Source organism: Microbacterium murale (assembly GCF_030815955.1).
GTDB lineage: Bacteria > Actinomycetota > Actinomycetes > Actinomycetales > Microbacteriaceae > Microbacterium > Microbacterium murale_A.
Genome location: NZ_JAUSXK010000001.1, coordinates 1376923 through 1389185, shown reverse-complemented (window position 1 = coordinate 1389185; position 12263 = coordinate 1376923). Strand labels below are relative to the sequence as shown.

Sequence of the window (12263 nt, the reverse complement as noted above, 5' to 3'; positions counted from 1 at the left end):
CGACGAAGGAGCAGTTTCCATGAACATCTCGACCGCGCAACTCAGCCGCCGCGCCTTCCTCGGCGGGAGTACCGCGCTCGCCGCATTCGGCGTCCTCACGCTCGCCGGCTGCGCAACTCCCGCCGCGCCGGGAGCAGGCACCGGTGCCGGCGCGAACGCCGCCACAGAAGCCAAGACGATCAACTTCTACGGCAACTCATTGGGCGAAGAAGCTCTGAAGCCCGCGTGGCAGGCGATCCTCGACAACTTCTCCAAGGCGAACGACGTGACCGTCGCTCCGGTCGTCTACCCGTACGACCAGGCCGCGACGCAGCTGGCACTCACCGGCCGATCGGGCAACCTCATGGGTGTCGGGCAGTCTGGCGGATGGCAGGTGCTGACGCCGATGAACATCCTCGCCGACCTCACCGACCTGGCCGAAGACCTCGAGATCCCGCAGGGCGTGCTCGATGCCTACACGATGGACGGCAAGCTGCTCGTGCTTCCGCTGACCGCAGCCGGCATCGGCATCATCACCAACGGGGAGATCGCGAAGAGCGTCGGCATCAAGTCCGGTATGACCGTGGAGGAGTTCGCCACCGCGCTCGAGAAGATCAAGACGCAGGACCCGTCGTTGATCCCGTATGCCGCGGTGACGAAGAACCCCGATCTGAAGGATGCCGCCCACTGGATGTGGGGCTTCGGGAGCGAGGTCGTCACCGATGACTTCGAATGCACCATCGGTGACGAAGAGAGCGTCGAGGCGATCACCTGGTACAAGTCGCTGCAGGACGCCGGGCTCACGCAGACGAACGTCGCGCGCAGCGATGCGCGCATCCTGTTCGCGAGCGGAAGGGCGGCGCTCTACGACGACGCCCCGCTCGCCTCCACGTTCGTCGTGACGAACGGCGCTGCGCAGAACATCATCGACAACATCGGCGCGATCGCGCGACCGACCGCCAACGGCAATGAGTCGTACAACCGTGCCTGGGGTGGCGGGCTCTTCGCGACTGCAGGGGAGGGCGAGGTCACCAGCCGCGAGTTCATCCTCTATGCCTTGACAGACGTCAAGTCCGCGACGGACCTCTACGAACGATCTGCGGTGGCGCCGGCATCCAAGAAGGTCGCCGACCAGATCCCGGCGCTCGCCGCCGACAAGTTCCAGACCGCGTTCCGTACAGAGGTGTCCGAGCATGCTCGCGGTGCAGCCTGGGACCGCGTCGCAGTGACGGCGCAGATCGACACCGCGATCGGCGCAGGTGTCGCGAACATCCTCGCCGGTCAGGGTGACGTGCAATCCGGCCTCAACTCCCTGAAGAAGGAAGTGCAGGACCTGCTCGACGCGAACTCATAACGTCTCGACGCCGACCGTCTGCGGGGAACCGCGGGCGGGCGGCGATCGGGGTGCCTCAAAAGTATCCGCAGCAGTGCAAAGGAGCATTGTCATGGCACGAGATCGAACCTGTTTCCCCGTCCGTTCGCGACGCCTCGTCGGGCTGTCCGCGGCTTTTGCCGTCGCCGGCGCTCTGCTGGTCGCCGCCCCCGGCGGCAACCCTGCCGTCGCTGTCGAAGAGCCATCGCCTTCGAATGCTCCGCCCGGCTATCAGCTGGCATGGGCCGACGAGTTCGACGGCGTGAACGACGATGGCACCGGACTCGATGAGAGCGAGTGGTTCTATCGAGAGGGGGAGAAGGCCGAGTGCTCGAATCAGCCGGACAATGTGAGCGTCAGCGACGGCCTGCTGCATATCGCCATCAAGGCCGAGCAGGCCAACGGCGAGGATTACACGTGCGGTGGGGTGGTCTCGAATCGCTGGTTCGGCTACGGCTACTACGAGACGCGGGCGAAGCTCTGGGGCGACCAGGGCTTCCATTCCGCATTCTGGACCACCGGGCTCTCGGCGTACATCCCCGATGTGCCCGATTATCGCGGGCCGCACAATCGCATCAACGAGATTGACGGCTTCGAGGTCGATTCGCATGCGCCGGACAAGCTCGCGTACCACTCGCACTGGTTCGTGCCCGAGCACGTCGGCAACCAGGGCAAGCTCATCACCCAGGCGAACTCCGCGCTCGAGTACCACAACTACGGTTTCGAGTGGACGCCCACCGAGGTGCGCTTCTTCACGGACGGCGTGCTGATGAACGTGCTGCCGAAGGCCGGACCGCACGGTATCCAGAACATCTGGTTGACGACACTCGGCTACACCGCACCCGTCGATGAGACGAACCTGCCCGGTGAGACGACGTGGGACTACTTCCGCTACTTCGCACCGGTCGAGAGCGGAGCGGATGCGTCGGCCGCTCAGCTCATCGTCGACAACGGCGATGCCGGGTACGTCGAATCAGGGCAGTGGGCCGATGAGCTGACGGACGGTCGTCAGGTGGCATTCGGTGCTCAGGACAAGTCGGTGCGCCGTGCTGACGGTGCGGGCGCGACGGCCTCGTGGACGCCGGCGCTCACTGAAGCCGGCTCGTACGAGGTCTTCGTCTGGAACGCGAACATCCTGCAGACCGGGCACTCGGCGGCACGATACACGGTCACGAACGACAGCGGAGGCGTCGATGTCGTGGTCGATCAACGCGGGGCGGGGCAGCAATGGGTGAGCCTCGGAGTTCATGACTTCACGCCAGGTCAGGGCCAAGGCGTTGCGGTGGCCGGTGATGCCGCCGGCAGCGGGGTGCTGCGTGCCGATGCCGTGAAGTTCCTGCCGGCGGTGGTCGTCGAAGACGGCGGCGCCGGATACTCGGAGACCGGTACGTGGGGTGGGTCGACGGCGATCACCGGCTGGCGCGGCAGCAGCACCAGGTATGCGAGCGCCTCGAGCGCGACCGCACGCTGGACGCCGGAGCTGGATGCCGGAACCTACGACGTATACGCCTGGGTCGCACCGCGTGGGGAGAACCCATCGGATGCCCGCTACACCGTCGTCTCCGGTGGCGAACGCACCGATGTCACGATCGATGCGAGCGTGCCGACGGCGCGATGGGTCCGGCTCGGCAACTTCGCCCTCGGCGAGGGCGACTCCGCCGACTCCTACGTGGAGTTCGGCAAGGACTACGGTGTGACCGGGATCATGCGGGCAGACGCCGTGAAGTTCGTCGCTGCGGCACCCGAGGCCGGCGCCCCTTCGGCACCGACCGGTCTTGAAGTCGATGTCGAGCGCACGCCGCCGATCGGCGACAACTGGTTCACCGCCGAGTGGGGTGCCGTCGACGACGCCGACGTCGTGGGGTACCACGTCTACCTCGACGGACAGCGTCTCACCTGGCAACCCGTGCAGCGCACGTCGTTCCAGTTCCACGAACTGCTCGGCGGCGAGACCTACGCGATCTCGGTGACCGCGGTCGATCGGCTCGGCAACGAATCGGAGGCGTCCGCCGTGGTCCCTGCGGTCGTGCCGCAGGACACCCAAGCGCCGAAGCCGCCGACCGGTGTCGTGGCCGAGGCGGCCAACGGCAAGGCGGTTCTCTACTGGGACCAGAACAGCGAGCTCGACCTCGGTGGATACAACGTCTACGCCGACGGTGTGCTCATCACGCCTGAACCGTTCGGTAACACGAACGACGCCCACAATCGCGATCTCGGTTTCGAGGTTCCCGATCTGGACAACGGCATCGCCCACACGATCACGATCACCACGGTCGACTTCGTCGGCAACGAGTCGAAGCCGACAACGGTCGAAGTCACGCCGCTGCCGATGACGATCATCGGTGTGGAAGACGAGGGCTACACCGAGATCGCTGGAACCTGGGCGCCCTCGAGCGTACCTGGCTGGCTCGCGTCGAAGACGCGGGCGAGCAAGAACGGCGTCGCGAGCGTAGAGTGGCGGCCCGATCTGCCGGCCGCCGGCGAGTATGAGGTCTGGGCCTGGGTCCCGAACAATTCGAACTCCACACCGGTCGCGCGGTACACGGTGAGCGGCGCCGACGGCACGATCGTCACCGAGATCAACCAGACGAGCGGCGGAATGCAGTGGATGCTGCTCGGCACGAGTCGGTTCGATGCCGGAACGTCAGGGGCTGTGACGCTCACGAACGGCGCCGCCGGATACTTGCGCACGAACGCGGTGAAGTTCGTACCCACGGGCGGGTAGGCCCCGAACACCCCGGGCGACGGGGATGCGGGGAGGAAAATGTCGGCCTCCGACGTGGAGAACCGGCATTTTTCTCCCGGCATCCGGCATCCGGCATCCGGCATCCGATCCGGCACCCGCGGGCCGCGGCATCCGCCGGCCGACCGGCAACGCGGGCGGAGGGGCGGCGGTGAGGCGAGGGCTCAGAGCCAGCGCTCGCGCAGCGACGGCTTCAGCCACGCCGCAGGAGAAGAGATCGACAGACCGCCGTCGACCGGGATCGTCGCACCGGTGATGAAAGAGGCGGCGTCTGATCCGAGGAACGCCACGACCGCGGCCACCTCGTCCGGGCGACCGATGCGTCCGAGCGGGTAGCCCTCGCTCTCGCCGGTATCCGCCGCCGAGATGCTCCCTGGCGCCACGGCATTGACGCGGATCCCCCGGGGGCCGTATTCGAGCGCGAGCTGCCGCACGAGACCTTCGACGGCCGCTTTCGCCGAGGCATACGCCGGCACGCCGGGAGCCGCCAGCGAGGCATTGACCGAGGTCACCGCGATGATCGAGGAGCCGGAGTCCAGACGGGGAAGCACGGCACGGGTGACGTAGAACGCGGAGTCGACTGTTGCTGCGAAAGCGCTGCGCCAGTCCTCATCGGTCGTGGCATCCGCTCGGTCGATGGGCATGCGGGCGGCGGCGAGCACGACGACGTCGATCCGCCCGAGAGCCTCTTCGGCGTCGGACACCGTTTGCGTCGCGGCATCCGATCGGCTGCAGTCGGCGACGATGTACTGCGCGAAGACGGGGTCGGTGGACGCCTCGAGCCCCACTCCGACGACAGCGTCGCCGCGTTCGACGAAGGCGCGGGCGATCGCGAGGCCAATGTCTGATGTGCCGCCGATCAGCAGTACGCCGCGGCGGTTCACACGCGGATCGCGATCGGCAGGGGAGGAAGCTCGAGCTCCTCGATCACGAGGTCGACGGCGGCACGGCTGCCGGCATCCAGGCGCGCTGCCGGGTACCGGACGGTCGCGTGCTCGATGATGCCGCGCGCGACGAGGACCTCCTTGTGCACCGCCCATGCGATGCCGCCCTGCAGCCCTACCAGCACGAGAGGGAGCATACGACGGAAGTCTGCGCGCGCCTGTTCGACGCGCCCCGCGGTGAAGTGCGCGAGTACAGGAGCGAGCAGGTCGGAGAACTCGCATGCGGGCATCGTGCCGACGGCACCCCGGGCGTACTCCTCGAGGCAGAACTGCGCGTTCTGCCCGCCGAGCACCGCGAAGTCGGCGTCGCCGATGGCATCTACGACTGCGCCGACCTTGGGCGCTGTGGGTGGCGACTCGATCTTCACCGAGTCGACGCCGTCGAGTCGTGCGAGCTCAGCGATGAGCGAGGGCGGCATGGTGACGGCCGTGACGCCGGGGGCATCCTGCACCATGATCGACAGTGATGTTGCGGACGCGACGTCGCCGTAGAAGTCCACGAGGGTGGCCGCCGGCGGCTTGACCATGAACGGCGGCAGCACCATGAGGGCGTCGGCGCCGCCCTCTTCGGCGACAAGGGCCTGCTCGATCGAGGTGGCGGTCGAGGTGCCGTTCACCCCGGCGATCACGGGCACGCGGCCTGCGACGATGCCGACGACATCGTCGAGGATGACGCGTCGCTCGTCGCCTGTGAGCGCGAATCCTTCGCTCGCCATTCCGAAGACGGCCACGCCGTCGACGCCGGAGGCGAGCTCGAACTCGACCAGGCGGCGAAGGCTCACGCGGTCGAGCGCGCCCGTCTCATCGAAAGGAGTGGCCAGGATCGGCATCAAGCCGTGGAGCGTCGGAGCCATCGAACAATTCCCTACTTCATCATCATTGATTCGCGAGTATCGCAAGCCGTATGCATATTGTGAGTTAGTCTGCCATATATCGGGTACGACCACCACTGAAGGATGACACTGATGTCGCGCACCACGCCCTCACGAACCGTCGAGATCATCTCGGGGGAGCGATACGTGCAGGCCGAGTCCCCTCGGTGGGACGGCCGCGATGGAGGGCTGGCCTGGATCGACATGGCGACGGGATCGCTCCATCGGGGGCTTCTCGTCGAGGGAACGGTCGTGCCGGTATCGGCGGTGAAGGTCGGCGCGCAGATCGGTGCACCGATTCCGCTGGCTGAGCCGGGGGCCGGGTGGGCGGTCGCCGTCGATCGTGACTTCGTGCACGTGGGGGACGACGGGACGGTCACGCCGATCGCTACAGGCATTGCCGCAGCCGGAAGCTACATGAACGACGGCGGTGGCGATCCGTTCGGACGCTTTTGGGTCGGCAGCCAGTCCATGCCCAGGGCTCCGCACTGTGCGCTGTGGAGCATCGATCCCGAGGGCGCAGCCACGGAACGGCTTGGAGGGGTGACCGTGTCGAACGGGCTCGCGTTCAGCCCGACCGGCGAGACGCTGTACTACATCGACACGCTTCCGCACCGGAGTATCGAGGCGTTCGATGTCGCGCCCGACGGGCAGCTCAAGAATCGGCGCACCGTGTGCGAGGTCGAGGGCGGCAATCCGGACGGGATGACGATCGATCTCGAGGGGATGCTCTGGGTCGCGGTCTGGGATGCCGGCGAGGTGCGCCGCTACTCACCGTCGGGTGCACTGCTGGAGACGATCGAGCTCCCGGCGACTCGTCCCACCGCCGTAGCGCTGGTCGATCGACTGCTCGTGATCACGACGGCGAGCGTGGGTCTGTCGCACCCCACTGATGCAGACGGTGCGCTGCTCGGAGTGGACGTCGAAGTCGGCGGTGCCCCAGCGTTCCCGTGGCGCGGAAAGTCGCCGTCGGTCTCTGACGACATCCGGTTCCGGTGACCGTCGGTACTGGTGGTGCGCCTTAGTTCAGCGCCGAGGTCAGCCTCGCGACACCGTCCAGGAATGTGGCCTTGGCCGGCTCGCGCCGCCATTCGTCGAGGGTGAGCTCGCGGCCGGCATCACGGTAGGCCTGTTCGACCTCACGCATCTGGGCGACGAATGAGGCGCCGCGCACCATCATCGAAACCTCCATGTTGAGGCTGAATGAGCGGATGTCCATGTTGCTGGATCCGATCACTGCGATGTCGTCGTCGATGGAGAAGTGCTTTGCGTGGAGGATGAACGGCGCCGGGTACAGGAAGATGCGCACGCCGGCCTCCAGCAGTGCGTCGTAGTACGAGCGCTGCGCGTGGTAGACCATGCCCTGATCGCCGAGCTCGGAGACGAAGAGCTGCACTTCAAGGCCGCGCTGACGAGCCGTGGTGATCGCGTAGACCATCGCCTCGTCCGGGACGAAGTAGGGGCTCGTGATGATGACGCGGTCTGTCGCGCCGTGGATCAGTGACAAGAACAGTCGCAGATTGTTCTCGGTCTCGTACCCCGGGCCGCTCGGAATGAGCTGGCACACGAGCGCGTCAGCGGACGCACTCGCCGGGATATGCGCTGCTGGAACCGTCTCGTCTTCGAGCAGATCCCCCGTCTCGATGAGCCAATCGGAGAGGAAGACAGCGTCGATCTGGGCGACAGCGGGACCGTCGACGCGTGACACCAGCTCCTGCCATTTCAGGCCGCGGCTGATGTTCTTCGGCGCGTTGTACGTGCGGTCGATGAGGTTCTGGGAACCGATGAACGCGATGTGCCCGTCCACCACGACGAGCTTGCGGTGGTTGCGCAGGTCCGGGCGCTGATACTTGCGTTTGAGGGGCTGCACCGGCAGCATCCACGACCACTTCACACCGATTCTGTCGAGTTCGGCGAACGTCTGCTCGGCATTCGCGACCTTCCGCGACGCGATGTGATCGGCGAGCAGGCGCACGGTGACCCCGCGTGACACGGCATTCTCCATCGCGGTGAAGAAGACCCCCGTGGTCTTGTCCCAGCTCGCGATGTAGTACTCGACGTGCACGTATCGTTCGGCGGCGTCGATGGCGGCGGCCATCGCGGCGATCGACGCCTCGTAGTCGTCGATCAGCTCTGCCGTGTTGCCGTCGACGAGCGGCAGGCCGGTGAGCTTCTCGTTCTGCGCAGTGACGCGCGTGAACCAGGTCGGCCAGGTCGAGGAGTCGACCTGTGCGTCAGCGGCCGCGACCCGATCACGGATGATCCCGTCGATGCGTGCCTGCTCGGCACGGCGCCTCTTCGGCAGCTTGACGTTGCCGATGAGCAGGAACAGCACGAGACCGACGATCGGCAGCAGGAAGATCAGCAGCAGCCACGACATGGCAGCGGTGGGCTTGCGCCCCCGCGGGATGACGATCAGCGCGCCGACGTTGATGGCGAGAATCGCGAGAGCGCTCAACAGCCAGCCGAGGTTGGCCAGAAGAAGGGAGTCCATTCATGCAGTGTGCCGCATGACGTGTTGATCGGGGGAGGAATCACATCCGATAGTTCTCCGGCTCCGAACAACGGGGGAGCGCACTTCACATGCGACGTTGGAGGAGACCGTGGCCGAACGCAAGAGTGGCAAGCGATTCATCGCCTGGGCGGCCGTCGCGGGCGTGATCGGCGGCGCAGTATTCCTCGCGACCGCCGAGCTGTTCGCGCTGCTGTTCGCGCGCGCGGCCAGCCCCCTCCTCGCGGTGGGCGGGTTCGTGATCGACATCGTGCCGCAGCCCTTCAAGGAATTCGCGATCGCCACTTTCGGTGAGTACGACAAGATCGCGTTGCTGGCCGGACTCGGCCTTGCCGTGATCATCGCCTCGGCGATCTCCGGCATCCTTCAGTATCTGCGCCCTCCTCTCGGAGTGATCGCACTCGTGATCGCGGGCGTTCTCTCGACCGCCGCGATCGTGACCCGCGCCGGCGTGACGCCACTCGCCTTTCTCCCGCCCGTTCTCGGGACGATCGCCGGCTCCATCATCCTCGTACTCCTGTCGCGACGTCTGCGCGCGTGGCGGGCTTCCATCGTCGTCGATCGGAAGGGCGAGGACAGCGCGAAGGACAACGCGAAGGACAGCGCGGGCATCGAGGCTGCTGACGGCGAAGCTGCCCGGACCGGGTTCGACCGCCGACGCTTCTTCATCCTCGCCGCGATCTCCGGCGCATCTGCCATCGTCGTCGGCATCACCGCGCGAGCCGTGAGCATGGCAGTGGCGTCGGTCGAGTCGATCCGCAGTGCACTCAAGCTTCCGGCGCCCCGGACGAGCGTGACGGTGCCTGCCGGTGCGGAACTCGACATCAAGGGTCTGAGCCCGCTCTTCACCCCGAACAAGGATTTCTACCGCGTCGACACCGCGCTCACGGTTCCCACGATCGACCCGGAGACGTGGCGCCTCGTGATCGATGGCATGGTCGACCAGCGCGTGGAGATGACGTTCCAGGACATCCTCGACATGGGGCTCGATGAGTACGCCATCACCCTGACCTGCGTCTCGAACGAGGTCGGCGGAGAGCTCGTCGGCAATGCGATGTGGCTGGGCGTGCCGCTACGCGACGTGCTGAAGAAGGCCGGGGTCAAGTCCGGCGCCGACATGGTGCTGTCGCGCAGCGTCGACGGGTACACCGCGAGCACGCCGCTGTCTGCGCTGGTCGACGACGAGCGCGACGCGATCCTCGCAGTTGCCATGAACGGCGAGCCGCTGCCGCTCGAGCACGGCTTCCCGGTGCGAATGGTCGTGCCCGGTCTCTACGGGTACGTTTCGGCAACCAAGTGGCTCACCGAGCTCAAGGTCACGACCTTCGCGGACGATGAGGCGTACTGGACGCCGCGCGGGTACAGCGCCGAGGCGCCGATCAAATTCTCGTCACGCCTCGACACTCCGAGCATCGGCGAAGCGGTACCGGCAGGACGTATCCCGATCGCAGGCGTCGCCTGGGCGCAGTCGGTCGGCATCGAGCGCGTCGAGGTGCGCATCGATGATGGGGAGTGGATGCCGGTCACCACGTCGACGCCCATCAATGACGACACCTGGGTGCAGTGGTTCATGGAGTGGGACGCGACACCGGGCACGCACTACGTCGCGGTCCGTGCGATCAACAAGAACGGTGACCTGCAGATCGAGGAACGAGCGCCCATCGCGCCGAACGGATCATCGGGTTGGCAGCGCTCGCTCATCCGCGTCACCTGACATGAGTACGGTGCACAGCGCCACCCGGGTACCGACGAGGTGCGGTGGGGTGGCGCACACCGCCGACGAGGTTGCTCGGCGCGTCCCTGAACTCCGGGCTGCACCGAGCATCTCGGGCGATCAGCGAGGGCGACCGTAGGCCTCGAGGAGACGGAGCCACACCTCGCTGATGGTGGGATAGGCGGGCACCGCGTGCCAGAGCCGCTCTATCGAGACTTCGCCGACGATTGCGATGGTCGCCGAATGCAGGAGCTCAGCGACATCCTGCCCGACGAACGTGGCTCCGACGATGACGTGCCTGTCTTCATCGATGACGAGCTTGGCTCGGCCGGCGTAGTGATCGGCGTGGAGCTTGGCACCCGCAACCCACCCCAAGTCGTACTCCACCGCACGGGTGCGCAGCCCCGACTCGCGAGCGCCGCTCTCAGTGAGTCCCACGGCGGCGACCTCGGGATCGGAGAACACCACGCGTGGAACCGCTGCATGGTCCGCTGAGGCGACGTGCTGTCCCCACTGCTCGTCCCGCACTGCGGCTCCCTGCAGGCGCGCGGCGATCGCCTCGCCGGCCGCCCGAGCCTGGTACTTTCCCTGGTGGGTGAGCAGTGCTCGGCCGTTCGCGTCTCCGACGGCGTAGAGCCAGTCGGTTCCTTCGACCAGCATCGTGTCGTCGACGGCGAGCGGTGCGCCTGGTATGAGCCCGATCGTCTCCAGGCCGACGTCAGCAGTGCTGGGGCGACGCCCTGTGGCGACCAGGACTTCGTCGGCTTCGTGCTCGGCGCCATCGTCCAGGGCCACGGTGACAGTGCCTTCGGCATCGCGAGCGACCAGCGCCGGAGAAACTCCGATCTGCACGTCCACTCCCTCGTCGGCCAGAGCTGCGGCCACGTGCACCCCCACGAAGGGCTCTTCGCGGTCCAGGAGACTGGTGCGCGAGAGCATCGTCACGTGCGACCCGAGCGATGAGAAAGCGAAGGCCAATTCGGTACCGGCGACTCCGCCTCCGATGATGATGAGTCGAGGCGGGATGCTGTCGGTCGACGTTGCTTCGCGGGTGCCCCACGGTGAAGCATCCGCGAGCCCTGGAATCGGGGGCAGCGCGGGGATCGAGCCGGTCGCCACCGCGACAGCGCGCGCGGAGTAGGTATGGCCGGCGACCCGAACCTGGCCGGGGCCGACGATGCGCCCGTGGCCACGGATCAGGTCGATTCCGGCCGTATTCAACCAGGACACCTGGTTGTCATCCTTCCATTGATCGGTGAATGCCGTCCGCCGAGCGAGGACGGCAGACGCGTCGATCGTGCCGGTGATCGCATCTCGGGCTCCGGCGAGGCGACGAGCCGCACGGATCGCGTGGCCGCTGCGCAGTAGCGCCTTCGAGGGCATGCATGCCCAATAGGAGCACTCGCCGCCGACCAGTTCCGACTCGATGATCGCAACACTCACGCCGCGCTTCTTGGCGTAGTCGGCGACGTTCTCGCCGACGGCTCCGGCCCCGATGACGATCAGATCGTAATCGAAGCTCTTCTCCTGATCCGACATCATGCCTTCTTCCGCAGGATCATGCTCAGTCGAATGGCCGAGACGAGGAAGAAGATGGCGCCGAGGGTGGCGTATCCGGCCACTCCGGCGATGTTTCCGGCGCCCTGGAGGCCCTGGAACAGGAACCCGCTCCCCGCGAACACGGAGATGCCGCCGCTGAGCATCTGCGGCACCTGGCCACCAGCGCGACGGTTGCGGATGGCGGCGATCAACTGCGGGATGCCGGCGCCGATGGCCCACGCGCCCCAGACGGCGAGGGCTGCGGCGATCGAGATCGTCGATGCGACGCCGAGGGCGATCGCGATGATGACGCTGACGACGACGTTGATCCATTCCGCGGCCTTGGACCGCTGCGAGTCGGGGTTGGCGCGGAGTTGCCAGAGCACTGCGCCCGCGTCGAACAGCGGGTAGACGACCAGTAGTGCTGTCAGGACGGGGCCCGCCATGGTCGCGGTCGCGAACACCGAGCCGGCCCAGACGACGGCGAAGGCGAAGCGGATGAAGTACAGACGGCGAAGTGACGTACCGAACGTCGAGGTGGATGCCGACGTGGATGTTGTTGCTGACGAAGTCATGATGTGTGTTGCT

General features: G+C 66.6%; 9 protein-coding genes. 4 read left to right on the top strand and 5 right to left on the bottom strand.

The window, feature by feature from the left end; genetic code table 11:
• The first annotated feature begins 19 nt into the window (after positions 1–19).
• Positions 20–1333, top strand: a complete 1314-nt coding sequence (locus QFZ46_RS06805) for an ABC transporter substrate-binding protein (RefSeq protein WP_307359720.1) — start codon at positions 20–22, stop codon at positions 1331–1333.
• 91 nt (positions 1334–1424) lie between these two features.
• Positions 1425–4076 (top strand): golvesin C-terminal-like domain-containing protein, encoded by a 2652-nt coding sequence (locus tag QFZ46_RS06800; RefSeq protein WP_307359716.1) that lies wholly within the window; start codon positions 1425–1427, stop codon positions 4074–4076.
• A 182-nt stretch (positions 4077–4258) separates the two neighbouring features.
• On the opposite strand, the gene QFZ46_RS06795 is transcribed toward QFZ46_RS06800, so the two are convergent.
• Together QFZ46_RS06795 and QFZ46_RS06790 are read right to left on the bottom strand one after the other, a co-directional pair.
• Entirely contained in the window at positions 4259–4978 is a 720-nt protein-coding gene (locus QFZ46_RS06795) for an SDR family NAD(P)-dependent oxidoreductase (RefSeq protein WP_307359714.1), read from the bottom strand.
• Positions 4975–5892 carry a dihydrodipicolinate synthase family protein gene (locus QFZ46_RS06790; RefSeq protein ID WP_307359713.1) on the bottom strand — a complete coding sequence of 306 codons (918 nt, stop codon included), beginning with the start codon at positions 5890–5892 and terminating at the stop codon, positions 4975–4977. Before QFZ46_RS06790 ends, QFZ46_RS06795 begins: the two co-directional genes overlap by 4 nt.
• 111 nt (positions 5893–6003) lie before the next feature.
• Here QFZ46_RS06790 and QFZ46_RS06785 point away from each other — a divergent pair, with 111 nt between their 5' ends.
• Positions 6004–6909: an SMP-30/gluconolactonase/LRE family protein gene (locus QFZ46_RS06785; RefSeq protein WP_307359710.1), complete on the top strand. Its 906-nt coding sequence runs from the start codon at positions 6004–6006 to the stop codon at positions 6907–6909.
• A 22-nt stretch (positions 6910–6931) separates the two neighbouring features.
• On the opposite strand, the gene cls is transcribed toward QFZ46_RS06785, so the two are convergent.
• The gene (gene cls / locus QFZ46_RS06780) at positions 6932–8404 is read right to left on the bottom strand and encodes a cardiolipin synthase (protein ID WP_307359707.1); all 1473 of its coding nucleotides are present in this window, start codon (positions 8402–8404) and stop codon (positions 6932–6934) included.
• A gap of 109 nt (positions 8405–8513) precedes the next feature.
• Between cls and QFZ46_RS06775 the strand changes: the two genes are divergently transcribed.
• Entirely contained in the window at positions 8514–10136 is a 1623-nt protein-coding gene (locus QFZ46_RS06775; RefSeq protein ID WP_307359705.1) for a molybdopterin-dependent oxidoreductase, read from the top strand.
• 120 nt (positions 10137–10256) lie between these two features.
• Here QFZ46_RS06775 and QFZ46_RS06770 read toward each other — a convergent pair whose 3' ends face one another.
• Both QFZ46_RS06770 and QFZ46_RS06765 read right to left on the bottom strand, forming a co-directional pair.
• Positions 10257–11675, bottom strand: a complete 1419-nt coding sequence (locus QFZ46_RS06770; protein WP_307359703.1) for a dihydrolipoyl dehydrogenase family protein — start codon at positions 11673–11675, stop codon at positions 10257–10259.
• Positions 11675–12250 (bottom strand): hypothetical protein, encoded by a 576-nt coding sequence (locus tag QFZ46_RS06765; protein ID WP_307359701.1) that lies wholly within the window; start codon positions 12248–12250, stop codon positions 11675–11677. Before QFZ46_RS06765 ends, QFZ46_RS06770 begins: the two co-directional genes overlap by 1 nt.
• Between the last annotated feature and the right edge of the window lie 13 nt (positions 12251–12263).